25 protein-coding genes and 1 pseudogene are annotated in these 26,955 nt (G+C 63.0%); 19 read left to right on the top strand and 7 right to left on the bottom strand.

The window, feature by feature from the left end; translation table 11 throughout:
- Positions 1–79: 79 nt before the first annotated feature.
- Entirely contained in the window at positions 80–2,044 is a 1,965-nt protein-coding gene (locus tag CQ020_RS15280) for an acyl-CoA dehydrogenase family protein (protein ID WP_105692627.1), read from the bottom strand.
- A gap of 62 nt (positions 2,045–2,106) precedes the next feature.
- Positions 2,107–2,409 (bottom strand): hypothetical protein, encoded by a 303-nt coding sequence (locus CQ020_RS15275; RefSeq protein ID WP_105692626.1) that lies wholly within the window; start codon positions 2,407–2,409, stop codon positions 2,107–2,109.
- 314 nt (positions 2,410–2,723) lie between these two features.
- Here CQ020_RS15275 and CQ020_RS15270 point away from each other — a divergent pair, with 314 nt between their 5' ends.
- The 7 genes and pseudogenes from CQ020_RS15270 (at position 2,724) to CQ020_RS15240 (ending at position 12,663) form a co-directional block, all read left to right on the top strand.
- Positions 2,724–4,181 (top strand): DUF3375 family protein, encoded by a 1,458-nt coding sequence (locus CQ020_RS15270; RefSeq protein WP_105692625.1) that lies wholly within the window; start codon positions 2,724–2,726, stop codon positions 4,179–4,181.
- A pseudogene (locus CQ020_RS15265) lies at positions 4,174–5,025 on the top strand (DUF4194 domain-containing protein); the annotation flags it as partial. The gene CQ020_RS15270 and the pseudogene CQ020_RS15265, both read left to right, overlap by 8 nt.
- Before the next feature lie 203 nt (positions 5,026–5,228).
- Positions 5,229–8,705, top strand: coding sequence for an ATP-binding protein (locus CQ020_RS15260; protein ID WP_105692623.1), 3,477 nt, complete (start codon positions 5,229–5,231; stop codon positions 8,703–8,705).
- Between the two features lie 51 nt (positions 8,706–8,756).
- Positions 8,757–9,536 (top strand): IclR family transcriptional regulator, encoded by a 780-nt coding sequence (locus CQ020_RS15255; RefSeq protein ID WP_105692622.1) that lies wholly within the window; start codon positions 8,757–8,759, stop codon positions 9,534–9,536.
- A 167-nt stretch (positions 9,537–9,703) separates the two neighbouring features.
- Complete coding sequence (locus CQ020_RS15250) at positions 9,704–11,077, top strand: cytochrome P450 (protein WP_105692621.1); 1,374 nt, start codon at positions 9,704–9,706, stop codon at positions 11,075–11,077.
- Positions 11,070–12,299 (top strand): NAD(P)/FAD-dependent oxidoreductase, encoded by a 1,230-nt coding sequence (locus tag CQ020_RS15245; protein ID WP_181151899.1) that lies wholly within the window; start codon positions 11,070–11,072, stop codon positions 12,297–12,299. The genes CQ020_RS15250 and CQ020_RS15245 overlap by 8 nt, the downstream gene beginning before the upstream one ends.
- A 43-nt stretch (positions 12,300–12,342) precedes the next feature.
- Positions 12,343–12,663, top strand: coding sequence for a 2Fe-2S iron-sulfur cluster-binding protein (locus CQ020_RS15240; protein WP_105692619.1), 321 nt, complete (start codon positions 12,343–12,345; stop codon positions 12,661–12,663).
- Positions 12,664–12,747: 84 nt separating this feature from the next.
- Here the strand turns inward: CQ020_RS15240 and CQ020_RS15235 are convergent, their stop codons facing one another.
- Positions 12,748–13,242: an FBP domain-containing protein gene (locus CQ020_RS15235; RefSeq protein WP_105692618.1), complete on the bottom strand. Its 495-nt coding sequence runs from the start codon at positions 13,240–13,242 to the stop codon at positions 12,748–12,750.
- Positions 13,243–13,730: 488 nt separating this feature from the next.
- Between CQ020_RS15235 and CQ020_RS15230 the strand changes: the two genes are divergently transcribed.
- The 7 genes from CQ020_RS15230 to CQ020_RS15200 all read left to right on the top strand — a co-directional run bounded on the left by CQ020_RS15230 (position 13,731) and on the right by CQ020_RS15200 (position 20,797).
- Positions 13,731–14,801, top strand: coding sequence for an iron-siderophore ABC transporter substrate-binding protein (locus tag CQ020_RS15230; protein ID WP_105692617.1), 1,071 nt, complete (start codon positions 13,731–13,733; stop codon positions 14,799–14,801).
- Between the two features lie 5 nt (positions 14,802–14,806).
- Positions 14,807–15,922 carry an iron ABC transporter permease gene (locus CQ020_RS15225; protein ID WP_105692616.1) on the top strand — a complete coding sequence of 372 codons (1,116 nt, stop codon included), beginning with the start codon at positions 14,807–14,809 and terminating at the stop codon, positions 15,920–15,922.
- A gap of 122 nt (positions 15,923–16,044) precedes the next feature.
- On the top strand, positions 16,045–17,025 hold the full coding sequence (locus CQ020_RS15220) for an iron chelate uptake ABC transporter family permease subunit (RefSeq protein ID WP_258141915.1): 981 nt from the start codon (positions 16,045–16,047) through the stop codon (positions 17,023–17,025).
- A 1-nt stretch (position 17,026) separates the two neighbouring features.
- Entirely contained in the window at positions 17,027–17,851 is an 825-nt protein-coding gene (locus tag CQ020_RS15215) for an ABC transporter ATP-binding protein (RefSeq protein WP_105692614.1), read from the top strand.
- Positions 17,848–18,903 (top strand): siderophore-interacting protein, encoded by a 1,056-nt coding sequence (locus CQ020_RS15210; protein ID WP_105692613.1) that lies wholly within the window; start codon positions 17,848–17,850, stop codon positions 18,901–18,903. Before CQ020_RS15215 ends, CQ020_RS15210 begins: the two co-directional genes overlap by 4 nt.
- Before the next feature lie 225 nt (positions 18,904–19,128).
- Positions 19,129–19,959 (top strand): SGNH/GDSL hydrolase family protein, encoded by an 831-nt coding sequence (locus tag CQ020_RS15205; RefSeq protein WP_105692612.1) that lies wholly within the window; start codon positions 19,129–19,131, stop codon positions 19,957–19,959.
- Between the two features lie 13 nt (positions 19,960–19,972).
- A complete protein-coding gene (locus tag CQ020_RS15200; RefSeq protein ID WP_105692611.1) occupies positions 19,973–20,797 on the top strand; it encodes an SGNH/GDSL hydrolase family protein in 825 nt (274 codons plus the stop codon).
- Here the strand turns inward: CQ020_RS15200 and CQ020_RS15195 are convergent.
- Positions 20,773–21,060: a YciI family protein gene (locus CQ020_RS15195; RefSeq protein WP_024818432.1), complete on the bottom strand. Its 288-nt coding sequence runs from the start codon at positions 21,058–21,060 to the stop codon at positions 20,773–20,775. The genes CQ020_RS15200 and CQ020_RS15195 overlap by 25 nt on opposite strands.
- A gap of 68 nt (positions 21,061–21,128) precedes the next feature.
- Here CQ020_RS15195 and CQ020_RS15190 point away from each other — a divergent pair, with 68 nt between their 5' ends.
- A complete protein-coding gene (locus CQ020_RS15190) occupies positions 21,129–21,608 on the top strand; it encodes a MarR family winged helix-turn-helix transcriptional regulator (protein WP_105692610.1) in 480 nt (159 codons plus the stop codon).
- 53 nt (positions 21,609–21,661) lie between these two features.
- On the top strand, positions 21,662–22,426 hold the full coding sequence (locus tag CQ020_RS15185; RefSeq protein WP_105692609.1) for an SGNH/GDSL hydrolase family protein: 765 nt from the start codon (positions 21,662–21,664) through the stop codon (positions 22,424–22,426).
- On the opposite strand, the gene CQ020_RS15180 is transcribed toward CQ020_RS15185, so the two are convergent.
- The 3 genes from CQ020_RS15180 to CQ020_RS15170 are packed head-to-tail and all read right to left on the bottom strand — an operon-like array spanning position 22,423 to position 25,140.
- Positions 22,423–23,214, bottom strand: coding sequence for an FAD:protein FMN transferase (locus CQ020_RS15180; RefSeq protein ID WP_258141905.1), 792 nt, complete (start codon positions 23,212–23,214; stop codon positions 22,423–22,425). The two genes, CQ020_RS15185 and CQ020_RS15180, sit on opposite strands and share 4 nt — an antisense overlap.
- Positions 23,198–23,668, bottom strand: coding sequence for an FMN-binding protein (locus CQ020_RS15175; protein ID WP_258141904.1), 471 nt, complete (start codon positions 23,666–23,668; stop codon positions 23,198–23,200). Before CQ020_RS15175 ends, CQ020_RS15180 begins: the two co-directional genes overlap by 17 nt.
- Entirely contained in the window at positions 23,665–25,140 is a 1,476-nt protein-coding gene (locus CQ020_RS15170) for a ferric reductase-like transmembrane domain-containing protein (RefSeq protein ID WP_105692607.1), read from the bottom strand. Before CQ020_RS15170 ends, CQ020_RS15175 begins: the two co-directional genes overlap by 4 nt.
- A 393-nt stretch (positions 25,141–25,533) precedes the next feature.
- On the opposite strand from CQ020_RS15170, the gene rpmB reads away from it, so the two are divergent.
- Genes rpmB through rpsN form a run of 3 tightly spaced genes read left to right on the top strand, consistent with a single transcriptional unit; the run spans position 25,534 to position 26,247 of the window.
- On the top strand, positions 25,534–25,770 hold the full coding sequence (gene rpmB, locus CQ020_RS15165) for a 50S ribosomal protein L28 (protein WP_011776361.1): 237 nt from the start codon (positions 25,534–25,536) through the stop codon (positions 25,768–25,770).
- Positions 25,770–25,937, top strand: coding sequence for a 50S ribosomal protein L33 (rpmG, locus tag CQ020_RS15160; protein ID WP_003798558.1), 168 nt, complete (start codon positions 25,770–25,772; stop codon positions 25,935–25,937). Before rpmB ends, rpmG begins: the two co-directional genes overlap by 1 nt.
- A 4-nt stretch (positions 25,938–25,941) precedes the next feature.
- Positions 25,942–26,247, top strand: coding sequence for a 30S ribosomal protein S14 (gene rpsN, locus CQ020_RS15155; RefSeq protein ID WP_011776360.1), 306 nt, complete (start codon positions 25,942–25,944; stop codon positions 26,245–26,247).
- Positions 26,248–26,955 lie beyond the last annotated feature (708 nt).

Genomic DNA, 26,955 nt, shown 5'->3' with positions numbered 1-26,955 from the left:
ATCAAGGAAGTTCCGCGGCCTGACCCGTCGTGCTCAGGCAGCGTTCCGGACTAACTGGGAAGGAACGCAGCGGGAAGGCCTACCGGTAGTTGCGGTGCAGGTTTTCCTTGGTTGAAGCGCCCGGGGAGGCATCGCCGATCCAGGGGCCGGTGCCTTCGGACTGATCCAGCACTCCGGCCTCCAGCCATGCGTAGTCGCCGGCCAGGACCTTGCGCGAAAGGTGGTGATCGCCGTCGTCGGTATTCCTCCACAGCTGGTCGAAGTATTCGTCCACCCGCACGCGTGCCTGCTCACAGAACGCTTCGGCGAGCTCGAAGGCGGCCGCGCCCTGTTCGGGATGGGTTCGGAGCAGCATTTCAGCGCGCGAGCAGCACGCCGCCATGGCGAACAGCTCTGCCCCAATGTCCACGATCCTGCCCAGGAAGGCCTGCTTGTGCTCCAGCTTCGCCTGCCAACGCCCCATGCCGTAGAACGTCTGCCGGGCGAGCCGCCGCGACGAGCGTTCAACGAACCGCAACTGCTTGGCTAAGCGGCCGAATTCCGCGTAGGAACGCGGATCCATACCTGCGCCAGCAACCAGCTTGGGCAACCAGCGGGCATAGAAGCCGGAGGCGCCGACGGCGGCCCTCGCCTTATCCTGCAGGCTCGCGTCCGCTGAGGCGAGGTCGCCCGCGGCGGCAAGGTGGGCATCCACGGCTTCCCGGGCGATCAGGAGTTTCATGATCTCGCTGGAGCCCTCGAAGATCCGGTTGATGCGGAGGTCCCGGAGGAGTTGCTCGGCCGGGACTGCCCGTTCGCCGCGGGCTTCCAGGGAATCTGCGGTTTCGAAGCCCCGGCCGCCACGGATTTGCACGAGTTCGTCGGCGATCCGGCAGCTCAGTTCCGTGGACCAGAGCTTGGCTAGGGCGGCTTCGATGCGAACGTCCTTTTGCCCGGCGTCGGCCATCTCCGCGGACAGTTCAAACACGGCCTCCAGCGCAAAAGTGGTGGCGGCTATGAACGCGATCTTCTTGCCCACGGCTTCGTGTTTGCCCACCGGACGGCCCCACTGCGTCCTCGCGTTGGACCATTCGCGGGAGATCTTCAGGCTCCACTTTCCCGCCGCCACGCACAGGCCAGGGATGGAGAGCCGCCCCGTGTTGAGGGTGGTGAGGGCGATTTTGAGTCCTTGGCCCTCGCGGCCCAGCCGGTTGGCGGCGGGAACCCGCACCTGGTGGAAACGGGTCACGCCGTTCTCAATCCCGCGCAGGCCCATGAAGGCGTTGCGGTTCTCCACCGTGATGCCCGGGGAATTCATCTCAACCACAAAAGCGGAGATGCCACCTTTGTGTTCCGTCCCGTCTGCATCGGTATGGGCAGGAACCCTTGCCATGACCACCACCAGTTCGGCGATCACACCGTTGGTGGTCCACAGTTTCACGCCGTCCAAGAGGTAAGAGCCGCCGTCGTCGGACAGCACGGCAGTGGCGCCCATGCGTGCAGGGTCGCTGCCGACGTCGGGTTCTGTCAGCAGGAAAGCAGTGATGGCGCCGGATGCGCAGCGAGGCAGGTATTCGTGCTTCTGCTCGGGTGTGCCGAATTCCTTGACGGGCTCGGGAACGCCGATGGATTGATGGGCGGAAATCAGGGCGCCGAGGCTCGGGTGAACCGACCCCAGCAAGGCAAGCGCGCGGCCGTAATAGACCAAGGACAGGCCTAAGCCGCCATATTCGCGAGGGATTTTCATACCGAAAACACCCAGGTCCGCGAGCCCCTTAAGATATTCGTCGGGAATTTTGGCGTCGCGTTCGATGACGCGGCCGGACATGGTTTTGGCAAACACCAGCAAGCGGGCCATGAACTCCTCGCCCCGCTCCACGTCCTCGGCCTTGGCCTGCGGCCAGGGATGGATCAGGCTGAGGTCGAAACTGCCCAGATAAAGGCCCTTGGCGAAGCTGGGCCGGTTCCATTCAGTTTCCCGGGCAGCCTCGGCGACGGCGCGGGCTTCTTCTGCGGTGGCGTTGACGCTTGCGGCAGCGAGACTGTTGTCAGTGGCGGACGTCATGGGAGAACTCCTCTAGCCGGTGGTGCCGGATGGAGCCAGGGTCCGCCGTGGGTGGGAACCCTTCAGCTGTCCCTCAATGCTACCCGTGAGTAGCTACCTGTACTAGGGGAAATCTGAGGCTGGAATTCAGCCGGGATTTCCACCTGTCCTGCGTGATGGACCAGGCGGTCCCACGCAAAGTTAATGCCGTGGACAAGGCCACCGAGAACACCTTTGACGGTGTACCAGACCATGCCCATGGCCCCAATAAGAATGATTGTTGCCATTGCTGCGGCGGCAATAAAGGCCACCAGAATTGCAGCGAAGACCAGTGTTCCAATGAATACGTAAGTGGCTGTATCAAGCGCAGAGAAGTCGAAATTCATGGTTCCCCCCGGGGCGACGGTGCGTGGGTTGACGCGGCGTGGCTGCGTCGATGCTCTGACACTAGGGGCGGGCGCGGTTTCCGGCCAGTGCAGAAACGCGTCATAACGGCGTTGATACGGGATCGAAACCATACCGGGCGGTAGGTTACGAAATGGTAGCGGCGGGCGCGCTCTGACAGGCTCGACGGCGGTGCTTTCGGCGCGCTCGACGGCGGTGCTTCCGCCCGTCGGTAGCCCAAGCGACGCTCTGCGTTAACCTTGTACGGGGCAGTTTTCGCTGCCAGCCAGGTTTCGCAGCAGCTGAAGGAGAGTAGTTGTCCCGTTCAGCCATGTCCTCCGCCGACGCCATCAGCGCGCGGCTCCGCGACCTCGAACAGCTGACCAAAGGCCCCGCGTGGGCCCTGACACGGTCGGCCCCGTGGGTGATCGCCGTGCTGCAGGCCTCCTTTACCCGCACCCGGCCGCAGCTTCCGCTCGAAGAGTTCCATGCCGACGTCGACGCTTTCCTTGAGCAGCTCCGACGCCAGGATCCGGCCCTCGGCGGCCAGCAAAACGGCAAACTCTTCGGCGACGAATGGACCCGCAAGCAGTTCCTGACGCGTCGGAACCAGTCCGGCCAGATCGTCTACGAAGTCACTGAGCCTGCTGCCCGCGTGCTGGCGTTCCTGGACAGTCTTTCCAGTGAACGTTCCACGCTTAACGGTTCGCGGCTCGGCACGCTGTTGGGCGATGTTGAGAAGCTCGCCAACGAGACCAACCCGGACCAGAGCGCGCGCTTGGAAGCCCTTGAAGAGGAAATCCACGAGCGCCAGCAGCTGGTGGAAGACATCAGCTCCGGGGAGTTCGATGGGCTTCTGGACGATGAGGAAGCAGTTGAAGCGGCCGGCAACATCCTGGACCTCGCGGCCAGCCTGCCAGCCGACTACAAAAAGATGCGTGACCGGATCGAAGAACTGGTGGGCGAGCTCCGCAACCAGATCATCGAGGAATCTCTGAGCAAGGGTGCCACCATGGCCCAGGTTTTGGAGGCCGACAAACGCCTGCGGCAAAGCCCGGAAGGCCGCACGTTCCGCTCCTTCACAGCCTTCCTGGAGGATCCGCAGCAGCAGCTGCGCTTCCGTTCCGCGATCGGCGAGGTGCTGAGCCGGCAATTCGCGGACGACCTCTCCCATGAGGACCGTGAAACGCTGAAGAATCTCGTTGCCGAGCTGCGGTATCAGCACAGTCAGATCCAGCGGATCTACGGCAAGCTCTCCGAAAGCCTGAACACCTACATCCAGAGCGACGACGTCAGGCAGTCCGTCAGTCTGCGCAAGGTGCTGGCCGAGGCCGAGCAAGCCATCCGGTCCATGCCGTACGAACGTGACCGCCCAGGCCTGGTGCGCGGGCCGGTCCTGTTCAACGCCGGGTTTGAGTCGTTGGCCATGGTCAAACTTTTCGACCCCGACGAATTTGCAACACCCCCGCGCCTGGCCGACCCCATCGCCTTCAGCGACTCAGACCGCGTACGGTCGGCGCGCACCGGAAAGGCCAAGCCCGCTGTTGTCCGGACAGCCATGGCCGGTGCAGCCACTCTGGGCGAGGCATGGGACAACCTGCCCGCCGAAGAACGTCACATCAACACCGTGCGCACCCTGTTGTCCATGGCGCTTCAGACGGGCGCCGCCTTCGACAGGGCCGCCTGGGAACACATCGACTTCGAACAAATCGACGGCAGCATCCGCACGGCGTACCTGCCTGTCGTCACGCTGAATGAGGATTCTGATGACTGAAGAAATTACGACGACGGACGTCACCGCAGCGGACAAGGTCGCCGAAGTGGTGGTTGAGCCCGCCGCCGAAGCCGGCCACACTGATACCGAAGCCGCCCACGCTGATACCGAAGCCGTCCACGCTGACCCGTTCCGGGTCACTCCGCGGGACACCTTCGTGGACGGCGCTGCGTTGTTCCCGGGCGACACCGGAGTGATTCCCATGAAGGTCCGCCATGCTTTGGTAAAGCTGCTGAAAGGCCCGTACATTGACGGCGGCCGCGACGAGAAACTCTGGACCACGCTGCTGGACAACCAGCTGATCCTGCGCAGCCGCCTCTCCGAGCTGTTCCTCACCCTCCAGCTCGACCATGATCGCAAAATCGCGGTCCTCCGACCCGTCGATCCGGAAGTCATCGGCGCCAGCTCCCGCTCCAGCATCCTCCGGCAGCAGCGCGCACTGAGCCGCGTGGAAACCATCGTCCTGCTCCGCCTCCGCCTTTTGCTGGACCGCCATGTCACAGCCCAAACGGACCCCACCATCACCCGCGAAGAGATCTCGGACCTCGTGGCCAACTACACGCCGGCCGGCCAACAGGATGCCCTGCGCGACTCTGACGTAGTCACCCGCACCATCACCAAGCTCCTGGCCCGCCAACTCATCCTCCCCACCCCGCTGGATGACACATACACCATCAGCAACGCCCTCCCACTGGCTCTTCCCTTCGAAAACATCGGAGATATCCCGGCCCAGATCGAGGCCCTGATAGCAGTAGCAGCCGACGAATCAGGAACAGAACCCCTCCTGGACCTTGATCCCGACTCCAACCAAACCAACTCAACAGGTGACGACCTGGACGACGACGCAGAAGGTGAAGGGCCCGCTGAGGTGAGCGCCGACGTCGAGCGTTCTTCGGATGAAATCAGTGATGCCTCTGAGGTCGGGAACGGCACGAGCGGCGATGCCGGAGACATGCGGCAGCATGCGTCTAAGCGAGGGACGAGCGAGCATGCAGAGCATGTGTCCGGTACCGCTGCGGACGCAACCAACGCTGAAGGGATCACAAAGTGACCATCGCAAGCATGCTCCCGCTCGGCGAGCTCACGAACCCCGGCCAGATGCGCCTCGCGTTGGTGCAGGTGGTCAACTGGGGCACGTTCCATGGCGCCCACACCATGCATGTGGACCGCAAGGGCACTCTCCTCACGGGTAATTCGGGCGTGGGCAAGTCGACGCTCTTTGATGCGATGCTCCGTGTTTTCGATGCCCGTCCGCGCTCGAACGAGGCTGCGGCCCAGCGTTCCGGTGGTGCTGTGGAGGACAAGAGGACCACGTTCACCTATATGCGCGGCAAGGTGGGTGATAAGGCGGTCGGCGATAGTTCGGCGAGTGCCTTCCAGCGCCCTGGTGCCACGTGGTCCGCCGTCGCGCTGACGTTTGATAACGCGGCCGGCACCAAGGTGACGGTCTCGGCGCTCTTCGACCTGCCGAAGAATGGCACGGAGTCGAGCGTCGGACGTTTCTACGTGATTGACAGCAAACCGTTGGACCTCGAGGCGATCGAGGGGATCGCGCAGAAGCGGTTTACCAAGGGCGCGCTGGAATCGATCTTCCCAGAGGGACAGGTCTTCGATGTGCACAAGGCGTTCGCCGAACGTTTCCGGCGTCTGCTGGGCATCAACTCGGACCAGGCGCTCCCGCTGCTTCGCGTGATCCAGGCGGGTAAGGGCTTGGGCGGCAGCGTGAATACGTTTTTCCGCGACCAGGTGCTGGATGCTCCCGCGACGTTGGCTGCCGCCGATGATGTGGTGGAGGAATTCAGCAACCTGATGTCTATTCGGCAGCGGCTGGAGGACGTGCGGCAGCAGCGCGACCAGTTGGCTCCGGTTCCGGGGTTGAACAAGGAGTACGCGCAGGCATTACTGGACGCGAACCGTCTCCGGGAGTTGGCTGGCGAAGAGTTCGAGGCTTACAAGCAGCAGCTGGCGGTCACCGTCCACGCCAAGACCCTGGCCAGGTTCAAGGAATTGGCTCAGTCCAAGGCCCAGGAGCTGGCCGCCGAGCGCACGGTGCGGGACGGCTTGTCCAAGGAGCTCCGCGACCTTGAGGTGGATTACAACAACCGCGGCGGTAACGCGATTTCGGCGATTGAGCAGTCGTTGGAGAACGCGAAAGTTGGCTTGAAGCTGCGTCAGCAGGTGGAGGATTCTGCCAGGAAGGCTTTGGCTGACGCCGGGCTGAACCTTGAATGGTCCGCCGAGGGCTGGGACCAAGCCCACGAGCAGGCAGCAGCGCGTTCAGCCGAGTTGAAGGACGATTCGGAGGCGTTGAAGGAGCTTCGTTTCGAGGCTTTCGACGGCCACGCAACCAAGAAGCGCGAGCTGGCCGCGGCTCAGCAGGAGTTGCTGTCCCTGCGGTCCCGCAAGTCCCTGCTGCCGCCGTCGAGCATTGAAAACCGTGCCGCCATCGCGGCGGCCACGGGCATTCCGGAAGAGCGGATGCCCTTTGGTGGGGAGCTGATCGATCTCGCCGAGGGGCAGGATCAGTGGCGCCCGGCCGCCGAGCGGGCGCTGCGCAACCTCGCCACCACGTTGCTGGTTCCTGGCGAGCACTTCGCTGCGGTGACCCGGTATCTGAATGACAACACCGTCCGCGGCGCGTTGCGTGCAGTTGATGTCTCAAAGCCGCTCGCCGGTGGCGCGCTGGCTGTTGAGGACGTGTCCGACGGCGACCTCTTGACTAAGTTGAGCATCCTCACCATGGGCGCGAATGCCGACGCCGGAGAGTGGATCCGCGAGCGGATTGCTGTGGACTTCGCGTACCCGTGCGTGGAGGATCCAGACGAGCTTGCTTCGCTGGACAAGGGCTTGAGCCTGGGCGGTGTGGTCAAACGCAACCGGCACACCGTGGAGAAGGACGACCGTTTTACCAGCCGCCAGGATTACGTCCTCGGTTTCGATAACGCCTCCAAGCTGGAACTGGTGGCTGCCCGTGTGGGCGAGCTGGAAAACGAGCTCGTGAAAGCCGCGGAACTTGCTCAAAGCCGCGAGGATTCGCACCAGGGAATGGCTCGTCAGCTCGAAGCGCTGCGCCGGGTCGCTGAAGATGAGCGGCCTTGGGAACAGGTCTCCGCAGCCGTCGCCGCGGAGGAGCTTGCCAGGATCGAACAGCGCCTCACGGATGCGTTGGCCGCTCAGGCGGACCTGGAGCCGTTGCGGGCAAGCATTGAAACCGTGCGGGAAAAGCACCAGTCTTCCACAGGTACGGCCGCCGTTCTGCAGAGCGAATACAAGGCGCTGGACCACAAGATGACCACGGCGGACAGCCTGCTCGATGCTGCGAGGCTGAAGCTGGAGCAAGCACCGCCGTCGGCTTCTACTGTTACCGCGCTGGAGCCGTACTTCGACGGCGCCGCCGACGTCTCTGAACTGTACGAGCTCGACAATCTGGCCAACAGCGTCCGCAATAGGTTGCTCGATGAACTGCACGCGGCGGAATCGCGGGGGCAGGCTACCGCCGAGCGGCTGACCCGCATGTTTGAGGCGTTCGTGCGTGACTGGGGAAGTGCCATCAGCGCCGATCACGGCACGTCGATCGGCGCCGCCGGGGACTTCGAATCCCGGTACCACGCGATCGTCAGTGATGGCTTGCCCGCCCAGGAGGCCGAGTTCCGGCTGTTCTTCAACCAGCGCACCCACGAATCGTTCAGCACCCTCCTGCACTTGCTGGACGAGGAACGCCGCAGTATCACCAGCCGCATCCTGCCCCTCAACGGCATCCTGTCCCAGGTCAATTTCCATGAGGGCAGCTTCCTGGAACTGGACATCAAGCAGACGCTTCCGGCCACCGCCAAACAGTTCAAGGATGCGATTCAGAACGCGCTGAAGGCCAAGCACACGCGCCCGTCGCGCGGCGCGGCCGCTGGTTCAGCAGCAGAAATCGACGACGACGCCGAACTCACCTCGCGCTACAAGTCGCTCGAAACCCTGGTGAAACGGCTGGGATCGCAGACGCCGGAGGATCGGCGCTGGCGGGCTGAGGTGCTGGACGTCCGTGGGCACCTGTTTATTCAGTGCAAGGAACACCGCGAGGTGGCTTCGAAGTCGAACAAGGCCGGCACCGGTAAAGCCGCCAAGCGGAAGACCGAGGTCTTCATGCATGCCGATACCGGCTCGATGTCCGGCGGTGAGCGCCAGCGATTCACGGCGTTCATCATGGCTGCGGCGCTGAGCTACCAGTTGGGCATCGCCGAACAAGGGTTCACCACCTACGGCACCGTGATGATGGACGAAGCGTTCGTGCTGGCATCCGAGGAATTCGCGGGCGCCGGCATTAAGGCGCTCCACGAATTCGGGTTCCAGTTGCTGCTCGCGGCTCCGGAAAACGTGATCGATCTGTCCCGGCACCTTGGATCCGTCACGGAAATCCTCCGCGACAAGCGAACCAACCGCTCGGGAGTGCTCACGGCTCCGGTTATTGCCGGACCAGGCGATCCGGGAGCGTGGCGTTCCGAGGCTAACCCGGTGGACATCGTCCTGCGTTAGGCGTTACACGGTAGGCGCTAAGCGCGGGCGGGATCGTGGCAAACTCACTGCATGACTGATTCCGTGCCCGGGGAATCCGTCATCAGCCGGGTTGTCCGGTTGATGTCGGCCTTTGACCGCTCGCTTCCCACCATGACGTTGTCGGGGTTGGCGCGGCGTGCAGGGCTCCCTCTGACTACTACTCATCGGCTCGTGCAGGAACTAGTCCGGCACGGCTTGATTGAGAAAGTCTCGGGGGACGAGCTCCGAGTCGGCATGCGGATGTGGGAACTCGGGGCCCGCGGATCCCTGGCGCTGGGCCTGCAGGAAGTGGCACTTCCCTACATGGAGGATGTCCAGGCCACCGTCCGGCAGCACACCACCCTGGCCATCCTGGACAGGGGGTCTGTTCTTTACGTTGAACGGCTGTCTGATCCGGAATCTCCGCTGGATGCTGCCCATATAGCCCAACGCATGCCCATCCACGCGGCGTCGTCAGGGCTGGTTCTCCTGGCGTATTCCGATACGGCGTACCAGGACGAAGTTCTTTCGCTGCCCCTTGAAGCTGTTACCACGGATACCATCACCGACCCATCGATCATTCGCAAACACCTGGCCGATATCCGGCAGCGTGGGCACGTGGCCATTCCAGGGATTGGTCACATGGACTGGATCGGGATAGCCGTCCCGGTCTTCGGAATCGCCGGAAAGATTGCGGCGTCCCTCAACGCGATCGTCCCCCGCGGCGAAGCCAACGTCCCGGCCATCATTCCGTCACTGCTGACGGCGGCCCACGGTATCTCGCGGACCCTCGGCGCTGATAACAGGCTTCCGGGTTCGCGCCGGCTGTAGCCAGTTCGCGCCGGCCGTAGCCAGCTCGCGCCGTCTCTCATTTCAGCAACTCATTCCGCTCAGCGGAAGGGCTGTTCATCCGCAGGCCGCAGATCCACAGACTGGAGATCTGCATCACATCAGCCCGGCGGACCTTGCAGATCCCGCCACCCTCCGAAAGTAGGACAATGATGTCTGAGCCTTTGACGTGCCCCGTCGCCGCCGAGCCAGTGGAAGAAGCCCCACGCTTAGTGTCGGAATCCGGCTGTCCGATAAGTCCCTCGGACGCCACTGCCGATTCCGACGGCGAGGCGGGTGCCGTCGTCGAGCATGACCCGATCAAGCTACCGCCTTACTCCCACGAGCTGGAATGGCCTGAAGGGCTGGAGCCATTCAAGGTGGTGGACGACGGCAGTCAAGGCGACCCCTACGCGCATTACCAGTGGATGCTGGAAAACGCCCCCGTGTTGCGCTGCCATACCCCGCAGTCGGACGTGTGGTTCATCACCCGCTATGACGACGTCCGGAAGGGCCTCCGTGCACCCAAGGTGTTCTCCTCCCAGGTAGTGGATCCCGTCCCGCTGACCTTTCTGACGCTGCTCGATGCTCCCAACCATGGCCGTCTTCGCCAGGTGGTGGCTCAGGCGTTCACACCCAAGGCGGTAGCCACCTTTGAGGACAGGGTTCGGGAGAACGCCAATAAGTATTTGGACAGGATGCTCGCAGCCGGAGGCGGAGATGCCGTGGACCACTACGCCATTCCCCTTAGCATGTCCACCATCAGCGCGCTCCTGGATGTGCCCAACCCGGACTTCGACAAGCTCAAATTCTGGTCCGACGAGACCTTCAGCTACTTTGGCCGACTCGCCCGGAATGCCAATGGCACCGGTACCGACGAGCAGAGTGCCTTCGAGTTCTTCGACTTCCTCAAGGAGAACCTCGAGCGCCTGCATGCGGAGGAGAACCAGTCCGTCGGCGGACAAATCGCCCGGATGTGGAAGGACGGGCTGCTCAGTGAGAAGGAGGCCAAGGAGTTGTGCGCTTTCGTCTTCGTGGCCGGGCACGACACCACCACCATCCTGATCGCCAACGCCTTCCGGGTGTTCGCCGAAAAACCGGAGCTTCTGGCCCGTATCCGGGAAACGCCCGGGGACACCGAGTTGTTCATGGAGGAACTCGCGCGGTATCGCGGTACGGTGCAGCGGGTAAGTCGTATCACCACCGGGGACGTAGAGGTCGCCGGGGTGGTCCTGCCCAAAGGTTCGGTAGTCCGGCTCATGCCAGCCGCCGCCAACTGGGACAACCGAAAGTACCCCAATGCGGCCGAGTTCGACATCGACCGCAGGCCTGAAGGCCATCTCGGTTTCGGCCACGGTGTGCACAGCTGCCTCGGAGCTCCGCTGGCCCGTCTGGAGACCACCGTGACCATTGAACTTCTGGCGCACCGACTTGCCAATCTGGCTCTGGATCCCACGAAGCCAATCGAGTATGTACGCGGCAACAACCTCACCAACTCCGGTCCGGAGCACCTGTTCGTCACCATGGAGAAGTCCGATGCATGAGCCACGTATCCCTACTGAACCGATCATCATCATTGGTGCCGGGCACGCGGGAGTTTCCGTCGCTGCCGGGCTTCGGAGCCAGGGCTGGGACGGTGGGGTGCTGCTGGTCGACGCCGATGGCCGCCTCCCTTACGAACGGCCCCCGCTGTCCAAGGATTTGCTGAAACCTGGATCGGCGGAGCAGGTCACCCCTTTGCGACGCGCCGGGTACTACCAGGAACGGTGTATCGAGACAGTGCTCGGACTGGACATTCGGCAGATCGACGTCGAAAATCGCTCGGTCACGCTGTCTGACGGCAGCGTCCGCGCCTACCACCGGCTGGTGATCGCCACCGGATCCACCGCGCGGGCGCTGCGGATCCCGGGCGGTGACCTTCCAGGCGTACAAACGCTGAAAACGTTCGACGACGCCGCTCGCCTCCGGACCCAGCTCACCCCTGGTGCCCGGGTAGTTATCGTTGGTGCGGGCTACATAGGACTGGAAGTGGCGGCGGCCGCGGCAGCACTTGATTGCGACGTTACGGTCCTCGAATTCCAGGACCGCGTGATGAGTCGCGTGACGTCCGAGCCCGTTTCCCGGTTCTTCGAGCAGCACCATGAGAATCACGGAGTGCGGTTCGTGTTCGGTGCGGCTGTTACGGCAGTTGAGGGCGACGAACGTGCTGAGCGCGTACTGACAGCCGACGGCGGAAGCTACCCTGCCGACGTCGTGATTGCCGGGATCGGCGTGGTTCCCAACCAGCAGTTGGCCGAAGCTGCCGGCCTGGAATGCAATGACGGCATTCTGGTGGACCAGCATGGGCGGACGTCGCATCCGGAGGTCTATGCCGCTGGTGATGTCACCCGCTTCACGAGTCCTTTCGATGGATCCAGCCTCCGCCTGGAATGTATCCAGAATGCACAGGCCCAAGCGGACAGCATCGTCCACCACATTGTGGAGAAACCGCGGAAGGACCCGGACATACCGTGGTTCTGGACGGTCCAGCACGGCGTGAGGCTGCAGACAGCCGGGGTGCGGCACCCGGACGATGACGCAATTGTGCGGGGGAACGTGGAGGACAAGAAGTTCTCCGTGGTTTACCTCCGAAACGGCAAGTTGTCAGCCGTGGACACCATCGATTCCCTCAAGGACTTCATGGCAGCCAAAAGGCTCATCGGAGCAGCCCTGGACCCGGTTCTCGTTTCAGCCCCTGGCACCTCCCTGGCAGAAGCCGCCATCTGATCTTTTGGACAAGTACCTTTCGCACCAACAGAAGGAACGTGCAATGAGCACCAAGCAAATCAACGTCGTAGACCGTGAAGGCCAGCAACACGTCGTCGAGTGGTCAGCCGATCAGTCCCTTATGGAAGTCCTGCGCGACAACGACTTCCCCATCCTCGCGTCCTGTGGCGGCACCGCGTCCTGCGCCACGTGCCATGTGTTCCTGGAAAAGGAGGCATTTCCGTCCTCGGGGGACCGTAGCGAGGACGAGCTGGAATTACTCGTTGAAACGGACACGTACATCGAGAATCAGTCCCGGTTGTCGTGCCAGTTGGGCTTCGATAGCTCCGGGGAGGGGGCCACCGTCACTATCGCCCCTGAGTAGCGTGGCTGCCCCAAGTAGGTAGCAGATCATGCCGTTTTGAGGGTTCTAAACGGCACGTGCTGCTACCTACTTGGGACTGGTTGGTTACTTAGCCCGGACCCGGTCCAGGAACTGTTCGGTCCTGGACTCCAGTCCCGCGATCTGCCGAACAACGACGACGGCCGGGTCCGGGTTGATCTCGTTGACGGGTGGCTCCTTGCGCACGTTGGCGCTGCAGCCGAACTCGGCGCAGATCAGGGTCCCCACAGTGTTCCCGTCTTTACCGGATTGACCGGCTTTCTTGGCGACCCACAGGTAAACGTCGTCCTTGGAGAAGACGTCGCGGCACAGTTCGCAGAGGACCACGCGCCGCTTCCCCGAACCGCCTTCGGGAGCGCGGAGCAGAATTCCGGTGAGTTTGCCCCGGTGCGGAACCACGAGGTAACCGCGTTGGGGCATTTTCTCGTCGCGCCAGCCGAGGAACTCCAGGTTGTCCCAGTCGAGGGTTTCGAAGTCGCGGGGCAGGTTGACCTTGGCGGCTTCGGACTTGCTGGCGTTGATGAAAGACGAACGGATCTGTTGGGCAGTGATTTTCTGCATGGCAAAGCTTCTTTCGGAAATGGTCGACGTCCGTGCGCAGAATGTGGGCGCTCGGGGGGCAGAAGTCGTCGGTCATCCGGGAAAGCGGGCGCAGCAAAGAGACCCTGAAAAGGGGTGCGCGGCTAAGAGTCTAGGAAGATACCGACGTGCGGGGGAGTGCCAAGCAGGCCGAAGCGGCCACCTCGCCAACCATGGCTGCGGCAACTGAAACAGTGCGCACGCTCATCCCCTCGTTCGATTCCGTAAGAAGCGGTAGTCCGCTGCCGCCAATACTTTCAAGACTCCCGGCGGATGTCCACTGAGAGAGCGTTCGGGTGAAGGGCTCGGGATGTGAGAGACGGTCCCGAGGAAGGGCCTGGGAGGTGAGAGAGGGTGTGATCTGCATCCCATTCCACTCATGAGGGGGATTAGGTGACGCAAACGTTTCTTAATTATCGGCAGGCTAGGCTAGCCTTACTTAGGTTCGCATCACTTACTTAAGGAGTCCCGTGGCTTCCCTTCTCCCACGCCGCGCCCTGCTCAAAACAGCAGGAACCGCGACGGCCGCACTTGCCGCCGTCGCTCTTACCCTCACCGGCTGCTCCACTGGTCCGGCAACGTCCACACCTGCAACTGAGCAGGCAGCCTCCTCAGCTTTCCCGGTGACCATCAAGAACGTCTTTGGTGAGACCACCATCAAGGAACAGCCCAAGCGCGTAGTCACCGTCTCGTGGGTCAATGACGACGTCGCGATCGCACTGGGCGTTGTTCCCGTGGGTGTCCCGAAGAACGAGTGGGGCAACAACGAGCAGGGCTCCACCCCTTGGAAGGACGCAGCACTGGAGAAGCTCGGCGCCGGCTTTGGCACCGACAAGGCTCCCGTTCAGTTCTCCGAGGCAGATGGCATCAACTTCACCGAGATCGCCAAGCTCAACCCGGACGTTATCCTGGCGGCCTACTCGGGCCTTGAGGAGGCTGACTACAAGAAGCTCAGCGAAATCGCCCCCGTTGTGGCGCAGCCGGAGCTCGCCTACGGGACCCCGTGGCAGGAAAGCACCACCCTGATCGGTAAGGCACTGGGCAAGGAAGCCGAAGCCAAGAAGCTGATCGAGGACACCGAAACCACCGTCAAGGACAAGGTTTCCAAGTTCCCTCAGATCAAGGACAAGACCTTCATCTACGGCAACCTTGAACCTGCCAAGGGCGATGGCGCCAACGTTTACACGGCCATCGACAACCGCCCCCGATTCCTCTCCGAAATCGGCATGAAGCTGGCCCCCGTGGTGGAGCAGAACACCAAGAGCGCTACGGAATTCTTCATCCCGTGGTCCGCTGAAAAGGCCAATGAGCTCGAATCCGACGTTTTCGTCACTTGGGTTCCGGACGCAACCACAGCCGACGCCATCAAGGCCGACCCGCTGCTTGGCCAGATCCCGGCCATCAAGAAGGGCGCCCTGGTTGCTGATTCGGACCAGACGCTGACTCTCTCCATCTCCGCTTCTTCGCCGCTGAGCCTGCCGTGGGCGCTGGACACGTTCCTGCCGCAGCTGGGTAAGGCTGCGGACGCAGCGGGCAAGTAACTGCAATGAAACTGAGTACGACGACGGCAGTCCAGGGACGGGGCAACGGCACTTTGGTGTCGGCTGGCCCGGGAGGCATCGCCCCTGAAACTGCTGGAACCGGAGGGGGAACCGTCTCCCGCAGCATGGCAGGCAAGCGCACCGCTTGGCTGCTGGCCGCCGTCGTCGTACTCGCCGCAGTCTGCGCCGCATCCTTGGCGATCGGCGCACGCGGACTTCCCCTCAACACCGTGTGGGAGGCGCTCACCAACTTCAATCCGGAGGACGGTAACCACGCTGTGGTCATCGCCCGGGTTCCCCGCACCGTGCTGGGCTTGCTCGCCGGGGCCGCACTTGGCCTGGCCGGTGCAGCCATGCAAGGCGTAGCCCGCAACCCGCTTGCCGATCCGGGCATCCTGGGCCTCAACGCCGGTGCCGCTCTCGCAGTGGTCGTAGGGATCTACGTTTTCGGTATCGGCTCGCTGTCCGGTTACATCTGGTTCGCCTTCTTCGGTGCCGCGGCAGCCGCCGTCGTGGTTTACGCCGTCGCTTCCCTGGGACGGGATGGTGCGACGCCGGTCAAGCTCGCCCTCGCAGGTGCTGCCCTGAGCGCAGGCCTGTTCTCCCTCATGAACGTCATCCTGGTTTCAAGCCAGGACACTTTTGACCGTTTCCGCTTCTGGCAGGTGGGCACTATTGGCGGCCGTGACTGGTCCGTCCTCCTTCCGGCGCTGCCGTTCCTGGCCGTCGGGGCCGTGATTGTGCTGGCCGGCGGCCGTATCTTGAACAGCCTTGCCCTGGGCGACGATATTGCCCGAGGCCTCGGACAGAACGTCACGTTGGCCCGCAGCATCACCGGGCTGGGAATCGTCTTGCTCTGTGGATCCGCCACTGCCGTGGCCGGACCGATCGCCTTCCTGGGCCTCGTCATTCCGCACGCTGTCCGCTCGCTGACCGGGCCGGACTACCGCTGGATCCTGCCGTTCTCCGCGGTCGCGGCCCCCATCCTGCTGATCATCGCCGACATCGTTGGCCGCGTCATTTTGCTCCCCGGTGAAGTCCCCGCGGGCATCATGACCGCCATTATTGGCGCCCCCGTCTTCGTCTGGCTCATCCGGCGCGGAAAGGGGGCCGGACTGTGACCGTCCTCAAATCCGCCCCCGAGTTGGCACTGAATGACAATTTTTCCCCCAAACATCAGCATCAACTGTCACTTCGGCGAGTCCTGAGCCCCACGTTCTTCCTCGGGCTGGCGCTCCTGGTCATGTTCGCGGTGTACGTGCTCCTGGGCAGCTACACCGTGACCATCCCGGACTTCTTCACCATCGTGATCAACCACTTGACCGGGGGCGAGAAAATCCCCGGTGCCAGCTTCATCGTGATGGAGCACAAACTGCCCCGCGCAGTGGTGGGCACCATGATTGGCGTAGCTTTCGGCCTGGCCGGCGCGCTCTTCCAGACCATGCTGCGGAACCCCTTGGCCAGCCCGGACATCATCGGCATCAGCTATGGCGCCAGCGCCGCTGCCGTGACGGCAATCGTGATCTTCGGTGCCTCCGGAGCGGTCGTTTCCGGGGCTGCACTCGGTGGAGCACTCGGCGTTGCGGCCATCATCTACGCAATCTCCCGCGGCGGTTCCGGCGCGGGCGGAGGCAGCCGCGGCAACGCTGCAGGCAACCGCCTCATCCTTGCCGGTGTTGGCATCGCCGCTGCACTGCACGCAGTGGTCAACTTCCTCATGACCCGCGCGGACATCCGCACCGCCGCGGATGCCCTCATCTGGCTCAACGGATCCCTGAACTCCGCCACCTGGGACCGCGCTGGCGTCCTCGCAGTCTCCTTGCTGATCCTGATCCCCGCCGTCATTGCCCTTGCCGGCCCGTTGCGCATCCTCGAACTCGGGGATGACGCCGCCGCCGGCCTCGGCATCAGGGTCAACGCCGCCCGGCTGGGACTGGTGCTGACCGCCGTCGGGCTTGCCGCCGTCGCAACTGCCGCAGCCGGTCCGGTAGCGTTCGTCGCTTTCCTCGCCGGACCCATCGCCCGGCGTATCGTCCGTAAACCCAGCCTCCCGGCGTCGGCCCTCACCGGTGCCTTGATCGTGCTGCTCGCCGACTTCTTCGCCTCCAACATTGCTCCCGTCATCCTGGACGGAACCGTCCTCCCGGTAGGCGTCATCACCGGCGCCCTCGGTGCACCCTTCCTCCTGTGGCTGCTGGTCACGTCGAATCGAAAGGAGGCCTGACATGGCCATCCTTAATGCCAAGGACCTCACGCTCCAGTACGAGGCACGCAAGGTGGTGGAGGGGCTCACCACTGAGATCCCCGAGGGCAAAGTGACCATGATCGTGGGCGCCAACGCCTGCGGCAAGTCCACACTCCTGCGCGGCCTGTCCCGACTCCTCAAGCCAGCCGGCGGATCCGTCACGCTCGACGGCAAGGACATCCACAACCGACCCGCCCGTGAACTTGCGCGCACGCTCGGCCTGCTCCCGCAGCACCCCACCGCACCGGACGGCATCACCGTGCGCGACCTCGTAGGGCGCGGCCGCTACCCGCACCAAGGCTTCTTCCGCAGCTGGTCAGCCGCCGACGACGCCGCGGTGCAGCGCGCGCTCGACGCCACCTCCACGCTGGAACTCGCTGACCGCAGCATCGACGAACTGTCCGGCGGGCAGCGCCAGCGAGTCTGGATAGCCATGGCCCTCGCCCAGGAAACCGACGTTCTTCTGCTCGATGAACCCACCACCTACCTTGACCTGGCACATCAGGTGGAAGTCCTGGACCTGATCACGGACCTCAACCGCAGCCGCGGCACCACCGTGGCAATCGTGCTCCACGACCTCAACCTCGCAGCCCGCTACGCGGACCACGTCATTGCCATGAAAGGCGGGTGCATCGTGGCCGAAGGGCCAGCACCCACAGTGGTCACCGAGGAACTCGTTTTCAACGTGTTCGGCCTGGAATCCCGAGTGGTTCCGGACCCCATCTCAGGCACCCCGCTGATCGTCCCCATCGGACGCCACCACGCACAGCCCGCTTCAATCAACGAACTGGAGATCGCCTCATGAGTGCACAACCGACCCAGGCAAAAGCAAGCGCCGCCGTGGAGCCCATGACCCTCGCCTTCGACGTCACCGTGACGGCCGTGCAGGAGCTCAGCCCCAGCTTCCGCCGCATCACCTTTGGCGGCTACTCCCTGCGTGACTTTGGCGTTGCCGGAGATACCCTGGACCTTCGCGTGAAGCTGATGATTCCGTCCCGCGACGCATCCGGCAACATCATTCCGTTGCCTGTCTTCAAGATGGAACAGGCCGGCTGGTACCAGGAATGGTTGGCCATGGACCCATCCGTCCGGGGTGACATGCGCACGTACACCGTCCGCTCCGAGCGCCTCGATGCTGTGTACCCGGAGATCGACATCGACTTTGTCATGCACTTCGACGAGGCCGGACATGGCGGACCCGCAGCCAACTGGGCCCTTGCCGCGAAACCGGGAGACGCCCTCACCATCATCGGCCCCAACAACCGGGCAGCGCAGTGCACCACGGCCGGCGCCTACGGCGGCATCGAATGGCGTCCGGGTCTGGCCCAGCGCGTGCTCCTTGCAGGCGACGAAACCGCGGTCCCCGCCATCAGCGCCATCCTCGAAAGCCTGCCAGCCGACATGACCGGCCACGCGTTCCTGGAAGTACCCGAGGCCGGCGACTTCCAGGACATCAGCACAGCCGCCGATATCGAAATCACCTGGCTTGCCCGCGGTGCCGCCATCGGACGCTCCCGTCCCCACGGCGAACTCCTGAAGGAAGCCGTAGCCAAAGCTGTTCCCGTTCCGGGCTGGGTTGGCATCAAGGGCACCGGGACCGCCGCCGGTCCCGAGCCCGAAGACGTCAACGTGGACCAGGAAATCCTCTGGGAAACCCCGCAGCGCATGGACACCGCAGCCATTGAAGCCAGCAAGAACCCCACGCTGCCGGCCGGTGCGCTGCCGTTCTACGCCTGGATCGCCGGCGAAGCATTCGTCATCAAGGAAATGCGGCGGTACTTGGTGCGTGATGTTGGCATTGATCGTAAGCAAGTGGCGTTCATGGGCTACTGGCGACGAGGCAAGGCAGAGGGCTAAGCCCAGCTCCACCGCTTAGTCCGCCGCAGCTGGGAGGCCGGTGGGCGGCCATCCTCGGCGTGCTGCTCCTTCGTCGCTTTGACGCACGCTGCCGGATGCCCGCCCCCCGGCCTTCCGACGCTCTCTCACTTCCCTCGGGTTTCAGGCGATCGCTCTCTCACATCCCGTTGGCTTGTTCACTTTGGGTTGGTTCTGGCTTAACCAGGGGCGGGTAGCGTCGCTGGGGTGCGGGAGGAACTCGGGGACCGGAGTAATGTTCGACGGCGGTATGTCGCCATCGGGGACTCCTTCACCGAAGGCGTGGGGGATCCCAGCAAGGTCCTGCCCAATGGGGTCCGCGGATGGGCCGACCGGGTTGCCGAGAAGTTGGCCAAGGATCAGCCTGGCTGGGAGTACGCCAATTTGGCGGTGCGCAGCAAGAGGCTCCGGCACATCATCGATGAACAGCTGGAACCCGCCATCGCCATGGAACCAACGCTCATCACGCTGTATGCCGGCGGGAACGACATCCTCGATTTCGGCACCGATATGGATGCGCTCCTCAACGATTACGAATTGCTGGTAGCGCGCCTGAGCGAAACCGGCGCTACTTTGGTTCTGTTCACGGGCTTTGATGTGAAAGTGTCTGCGGTCCTGGAACCCTTCAAGAAGCGGAATACTCTCTATAACCAGAGAGTCCGCGATATTGCTGCCAGATATGACGCCGTCCTGGTGGACTACTGGTGCTTCGACGCCTTTAAGGACGAACGGATGTGGGCCCCGGACCGACTCCACATGTCGAAGGCGGGACACAAGTATTTGGCTGCTCAGGTCCTCGATCACCTCAACGTCCCCCATAAAATTTCGCCCAAGCAGTGGGATCCGCCGTCCCGCGTAACGCTCCGCGAATGGGAGCGCCGGCAACGCCGTTGGGTCAATGACTGGGTGGTCCCGCTGTTCGGCCGCAAACTCAGGGGCATCACGCTGGGCGACTCCCTGCAGCCCCGCTGGCCGCAGCCGGTCAAGGTGCCACGCAAAGGCGGGTTGAAGAAACTCGTGGAAGAGGCCGCACTATGAAGAGGGAAGCCCCGTGAACGACCACCTCAGGTTTGTGGCCCTCGGCGACTCCTTCACCGAGGGCGTCGGCGACACCGATCTCAGGCTCCCCAACAATTGCCGTGGCTGGGCCGACCGGGTGGCAGAAGAACTGGCCCGGCACGACGACGGAACGCGCTACGCCAACTTGGCCATCCGCGGCCGCCGTCTCCAACAGATCATCGCTGGACAACTTGAGCCCGCCCTCGCCATGAAACCCACGCTGGTCAGCTTCTACGCCGGCGGCAATGACCTGCTCACGGCTACACCCAATATGAGCAGGCTCATCCGGGATTACGAGGACGCCGTCAGAAGGGTCAAAGCCAGCGGAGCCACGGTCCTGCTCTTCACGGGTTACAACGTTCCGTTGTCGCCCCTGCTCGAACCGCTCAAAGTGCGCACCGCTATTTACAATCGCCAGATTCGCCGTATCGCAGCCACGTACCAAACGCTACTGGTGGATTATTGGTGTTTCGAGAAGTTCCAGGACCCGCGGATGTGGGCCCCTGATCGCCTGCACATGTCCTCTGCCGGGCACAGCTACATGGCCAAGAAAGTCCTGGAAGTCCTCGGCGCTCCGCACTCGCTCCAATCGCCAACGCTCGCCGCTCCCCGTCCGCGGACCCGCGCCGAAAACATCGCCGACGACGTCGCCTGGCTGAGGCGCGACGTCGGGCCGTGGCTTTCGCGGCGGTTCCGCGGCGTCTCAAGCGGCGACCACCTGATGGCTCGCTGGCCGGAACTCATGCCGGTGGTGCTGCCTGAGCGGCTGGGCACTGCAAAAGCGCAGAGACCTCAGGTATCGAGCAGGTTCTCGTAACCCTCGGCCACGCTGGTGGCAGTGAATTCGATGATCTCGAACTCGGCCACGCCATTGCTGTAGAACGGGTCCTCGGCCAATGATGCATCGAGCGTAGCCCTGTCCACTTTGGAGAGCAGGACACCGCCGGTGGCTGGGACGCGACGTCCGGACGCAAGGAAAGTCCCGGCGTCGAACGCTTCCTTAAGCCAGGCCATATGGCCAGGGCGGTGGAAGTCGACAATTTCGTCGGGAACCTTGTAGGTCAATGAGACGACAAACATGCCGCCAGCCTATCGCCTGAGCCGGGGACTGGACCTAAGAAAGCAGCGAATTCTCATAAGATGGAGGCATGACTCAACCCCGCTGGCTGAACGCCGACGAACGCCGTGCCTGGCTGGCCCTGCTGAGCATCAACACCTTGCTCCCCTCGGCGTTGGATACCCAGCTTCAGTCGGCCGGCAAATTGTCCTTGTTCGACTACAACGTGCTCGCGATGCTTTCCGAAACAGAGGGCCGCTACCTTCCCATGAGCGAGCTCGCCGCGCGCACGAGTGCTTCCTTATCGCGCCTTTCCCACGTTGTCACCAAGCTGCAGAAACGCGGCTGGGTTGAACGTCAGGCGCACCCCGGCGACGCCCGCGTGACCGTAGCGCACCTGACCGACGCCGGCATGTCCACCATTGTGACCCTCGCCCCGGGACATGTGGAATCAGTGCGGACGCTGATGCTCGATTCGCTCAGCCCGGACGACGTCGCGGATCTTGCCCGCATCGGCGAGAAAATCGTGGCCCGCCTGGACAACAACCACTGGATCCTCCGTGACTCGTAATCACCTCAACGGGTGCTTTGTGACCTCAAGCGCTGAAGTGGCAGACTGACGGCATGGATTTTTCTGCCCGTTATGTTGCCCTGGGGGACTCGTTCACTGAGGGCGTCGGAGACGACGATCCCGCCCGCCCCAACGGTGTTCGCGGCTGGGCCGACGTCGTCGCCGGGCAGCTGGCCCACAGCAACGCGGACTTTGGCTACGCCAACCTGGCCATTCGTGGCCGAAAGCTCCGGCAGATCATGGCTGAGCAGGTTGATGCCGCCGTAGCCATGAAGCCCACGTTGGTGACGTTGTATGCGGGCGCGAACGACATCCTGCGGCCCAAGATCGATATTGACTCGCTTTTGGAGGAGTACGACGCCGGCATTGCCAAGTTGAGCGCGTCGGGCGCCACCGTGGTTCTTTTCACTGGCTTTGACGCGAAAGGCTCCAAGGTTTTCAGCGCGATGCGCGGACGCACTGCGATCTACAACGAGCTGGTGCGCGAAATTGCAGAAAACCATGGTGCCCTGCTGGTGGACTATTGGCGGTTCGACGAGTACGACGATTGGCGCCTCTGGGGTGAGGACCGGATGCACATGTCCACCGCCGGCCACGTCAACATGGCAAAGCGCGTCCTGGATGTCCTTGAGCACCAGCATGTAATCGAAGTTCCCGAGCTGGCGCCGGTTCGTCTGATGAATCGTGTGGAGGCATTGAAAGCCAACGCACGCTGGTTCCGGGAATCTGCGGCTCCATGGGTTGCCCGTCGTGTGCGGGGAGTGTCCTCCGGCGACGGTTTGAGCCCCAAGTACCCCGAGCTGATCCGGCCGCTCTAGGCTGCGTTCCTGAACTCCGGTGTGGCCAGCAGGGTGCCGTCCCGGCGTACCGCCAAAACGTCCGCGCCCCACTTTTCAACGGCCTGATCCAAGGTCCGGGTGCCACCGGCAACGATCGCTGCGGCAAGGACATCCGCAGTGACGATGTCGCTGGCCGCCACCGAGACCTGTGCGAACTCCGGTGCTGCGCCGCTGATTGCCCAGATATGTTCACCCCGCTCGGCTGAGCCCGACGTCGCCAGCGCACTCTTGGATGCCAACGGGAACGCCCCCAGCAAAGCCTGGCGATCCAAGGGGTCAACGATGCCGGCCAGCCACGGTTCATGTGCGGTGGGCCCGGGTGTCCCGCTCACCAACACATCCCCTCCCGCGTTCAGGCACCAGTCCGTCAGGCCAAGCGCGCGGAGCGAAAACGCAGCCTCACGCATCGCATGGGCCTTGACGATCCCGGAAAGGTCCAGGATGCCGTCCGGACGCTCGGACGTGAAGGCGCCGTCCGTTGCCAACCGCCACTCCGATGCCTCTGCATAGAGTTCCTGCATGGTCTCTGACGTGTAGGCCAGCATGATCTCCCCGCGGGCCAGCCGACTCGCTTCCGAACCTGTCCGGTACAGGCTGAACGTCAGGTCAAGATGCGCGAAAATACTTTCAACAACGTCGACGGCGGACTCGAGCTCGTCCACGGCAGTTTGGGCGTATCTGTTGCTCGCCATCGTTAAGCTCACCACGGTGCCCATGCTGCGGAAGGTCCGGGCACGGAGCTGCTGGCCCCTAGAAATGGGCTGCATCGAGGGCTGCCTGGAGCGAAGTGAGGTAGGCGTCGCTGGTGACCGTTGCCCCACCGATGGTTTGGACGTTGGCTGACTGGGCTTGGATCACCTCGGACCTTAACACCGGAGCTGCGCGGCTGCTGATCTGTGCGGACTTCCGCTCGGCATCCGTGAGCTGGAGCGGGGTAACTTCCGTGATCTTGCCGTCCTGGATGGTCACCTGCACCTGGACCGTTCCGAAGCGGGTCTGGACTGACGCGCCGTCGTATGTTGCCGCCGTCGTACTTCCCGACGCCGCGCTGCCGCTGGAGCCGGTGCTGCCGCTGGCAGCTGAGCCGCCGGTTGAGGCACTGCTGCTCAGGCTGGTGGTGGTTGAGGTGCCCGTCTCGGCAATGTGCGCCCCGGATTGCCAGCCGGCCAGCAGGATGCCCGCAGATGCCAGGGCCGTTGCCATTGCTGCTCTGATCCTCACCAGTCAAACCTTTCGTAGTGGAGTTGTTCTGCCGGGACACCCGCCCACTGCACATCCCGGATGACGGAGGCAGCCCACGGAGCTGGGCCGCAGACGTAAACATCGGCGTCGGCGATGTCTAGAGCGTAAGAGCTGAGCGTGAAGCCGGCCGCGACCGCCGTCTGGGGGAGCCAGGCGTGATTGCCGCTGGATCGGGGGCCGGTCAGGTGGAAGAGCGTGACGCCACGCGCCTGGCACAACGACATGATTTCCTGCCCCAAGAAGAGGTCGGATTCGTCGTGACCGCGGAGGAGGACGGTGGCCTGACCGGGTTCGAACGGCGTGGATTCAAGGAGCGACCGCAGCGGGGTAATGCCAACACCGGCTCCGATCATCACCACCCTGTTGCGGGTTCTGGCCGCCGTGCTGAACATTCCGTAGGGTCCTTCAATGGCCACCTTGGTGCCGGGGCTGATCTTCGCAAGGCGTGCGGAGCCGTCGCCGAGGTTCCGGACTGTGATGCGCAGTTTTCCTTGGCTTGCAGATTCTTGGGCCGCTGACATGGCCAGGACCGGTTCCGCGGACAAACTGAACGGGTGTGCCTGCCACCAGTGCCCGGCAGCGAGGAACCTCCAGAAGAAGAAGCGCCCACCGGATCCGGCCAGCCGTTCGAGGTGCCGGCCCGTCATTTCAATACTGAAAACGTCCGGCGCCACGCGGACCACACGGCTGACGGTGAGCTGATGCCGGAAGCTTGCGGCCAGCGGCTGATACACGCGGTAGAAGAGGAGGGCGGCGCCCGTGGCGATGCAGAAGGCCAACCAATACCAACGCTGCCAGGTACCCTCGGCGAACAGCCCACCCACGCTGAACTGATGGGGGATCGCGGCCGCAACGGCCGCATAGGTGAGCAGGTGGACTGCGTACCAGAACTCATAAGGGAAGCGGCGGCGAACTGCCACCAGCGAGGTGACCACCACGGCGATGAACAGTGCCATGGACACGAACGCGAGCCACATATCGGGCACGTTGATCCACAGGGAGACCGACTCGCTGATGGGGTCGAGTCCCTCCGCTGCGCCGTATCCAATGGCGATGAAAAGACCGTGGGACAGGAGTAAGTAGAGCGCCGGCTTGCCCAGTTTCTTGTGGATTTCGAGGGCGCGATCATGGCCGATGGTGTTGTCGATGAACGGAATTCTGGCCGCCAGCAGGAGCATCAGCAGGACCAAGTCCATGCCGATGAGGCCGGCCACAATTCCCAGCGCCGTCATTGTTCCAGCGAGCGAAGAGAACCCGCTCGCGCCGCCGTCGGCCAGCCACAGGGCTACCGCCGCCACACCGGACAACCACCCCAGTGCTCCGAGAAAATCAGCCCGGACCAGCCGCCGTCGGGCCTGTGGACGGAAACGTTCGACGGCGGTCGGAGGCGTTTGCCGTGCCGGCGCCGGAATGCTTTCCACCGGGGTATCGGGAGTCAATAACGAGGTCATGACCTAAGACTCGCCAAGCATCCTTTGGTTCTGCTGTGAAAGAGCTTTAGGGGGCGTATGATGCCTGATTGGTCTTAATTTGGCTTGGCCCGTAGAATAGTTAGGCGCTAGGTAGTGCGGATCGTGTGCAATTGCTCCGGTTAGTGGTGACTGTCGGTTTTACTGACGTCCCGGTGGCCGGTAGTTAGGGGCTCAAGTTGCGTGCATTCCTGTATTCGCCCGGTATCCCAGGACCTGATTCAGTGTTTCACTGACCACCCTGAGGCCAGCCTTCTTCGCCGCACTTGCTGCGGAAACTACCGAAATGGTCTGGATCCGGCTGCGGACGCTGCCTGTCGCACGGTAACGCAGGAACATCTGCACGCCGTTACATTCAATCTTTGGAGGAGAGTCATGGCAGCACACTGCCAAGTGACCGGAGCCGAGCCGGGCTTTGGACACAGCATTTCGCACTCGCACCGTCGCAACAAGCGCCGGTTCGACCCGAACATTCAGAAGAAGCGCTACTGGGTTCCGTCCCTGCGCCGTAACGTCACGCTGACCCTGTCAGCCCGTGGCATCAAGACAATCGACGTACGCGGCATCGACTCAGTCGTTGCTGACATCCTGGCACGAGGAGTAAAGCTCTAATGGCAAAGGACAAGGACGTACGTCCGATCATCAAGCTGAAGTCCACTGCGGGCACCGGTTACACCTACGTAACCCGCAAGAACCGTCGTAACGATCCGGACCGTCTGGTCCTGAAGAAGTACGATCCCAAGATCCGCCAGCACGTCGAATTCCGAGAGGAGCGCTAAACACATGGCAAAGAAGTCAAAGATTGCTCGCAACGAGCAGCGCAAGGTCATTGTTGAGCGTTACGCTGCCAAGCGTCTCGAACTGAAGAAGACCCTGGTTGACCCCAACGCGACTGACGAAGCACGCGAAGCTGCACGCCTCGGCCTGCAGAAGCTGCCCCGCAACGCCTCCCCGATCCGTCTGCGTAACCGCGACCAGATCGACGGCCGTCCCCGTGGCACGCTCCAGAAGTTCGGTATCTCCCGTGTTCGCTTCCGCGACATGGCTCACCGCGGTGAGCTCCCGGGCATCACCAAGTCTTCCTGGTAATCACGAAGCTCTGAAAGGGTCGGCAACCGTTATGGTTGCCGGCCCTTTTTGCGTTTAAGCGTGGTTGTAGGTGGGGCGCTTGGGGCTTGCTGGCGGCTGGGGCGGCCGTCATCCTCGGCGCGCTCGGTCGTGCCTCCCTTGGACGCGCGCTGCCGGATAACCGCCGCCCCCTTCCGACGCTCTCTCATGTCCCGCGGGTTTGGGTCCATCGCTCTCTCACCCCCATTGGCAACGCCATCTCGTGTCCAGCCGACGGCGGTAGTCACCAACAGTGTTTGGGCGGACGCCCTCAGGGATTACGTTCGGGTTGACGCTCGCCGTCGGGGTGTGATGGGCTTCACGTCGCATGATTTCGTTCGATTGAAGGAGATTTGACCGCGCTGTGAGGCCGTTTGGCCTGTGTTTCCGGGGTTTTGGGTGATGCTGGTGTGGATTTGTGCCCGAGGCGGCGGACGTGTAATGTCTTCTGAGTCGCCGCGAGTGAGACAGCCTGGAGCTGAGAACCGCGGAGGCCGACCCCCTTGATAACAGCCTGGAAAATGGCTCGCTTTTGAGCGTGCCATCGCCGGGTGGGGCTGAAGATTGGATCGAAAATCGCGGAAACGCTGATTTGCGAAGATCTGATTGATCGGGTAAGTTTGAAAAGTTGCTCCGGAGCGATCCTGTCCCTTTGTGGGGGTTTGGTGGTGCCGGGTGTGTCTGTTGTTT

This window comes from Arthrobacter sp. MYb23, from assembly GCF_002979775.1.
GTDB lineage: Bacteria > Actinomycetota > Actinomycetes > Actinomycetales > Micrococcaceae > Arthrobacter.
This window is presented reverse-complemented; position numbering and strand designations above follow the sequence as displayed.